The sequence below is a fragment of the Microbacterium sp. KNMS genome (assembly GCF_053851835.1).
This window is the reverse complement of sequence record NZ_JBSQBP010000176.1, coordinates 1-245: the sequence shown is the minus strand read 5'-3', so window position 1 is coordinate 245 and position 245 is coordinate 1. Positions and strand designations below refer to the sequence as shown.

1 protein-coding gene is annotated in these 245 nt (G+C 59.6%); it reads left to right on the top strand.

Annotation, left to right across the window (positions count from 1 at the left end; all coding sequences use genetic code 11):
- Window positions 1-35 precede the first annotated feature (35 nt).
- Window positions 36-245, top strand: a 210-nt coding sequence (locus ACWXWW_RS18280) for a hypothetical protein (protein WP_455971459.1), incomplete at its 3' end; no start/stop codon positions are given.

The following is a 245-nucleotide window of genomic DNA, read 5'->3' as shown; positions in this document are numbered from 1 at the left end:
AAGCATGGTCAACCTCGGCAGCGCGGAAACCCAGGTTGAATGAATACGAGAACATGATGGGAACGGGTACTCCACGCTACAGCAGCCCACATGTGCCCGCCGCAACAGACGACAGGACCGACCGCTCGTCCCCACCGGTGCCATTCCCCGACTATGAAGAGCCGCCGGATGAGGCCGAGGTGTTTTCACAAATCAAGCGGCCGCGCGTGCGGTATGATGTGGAGGTGGTGACCAAGCTGATTGTC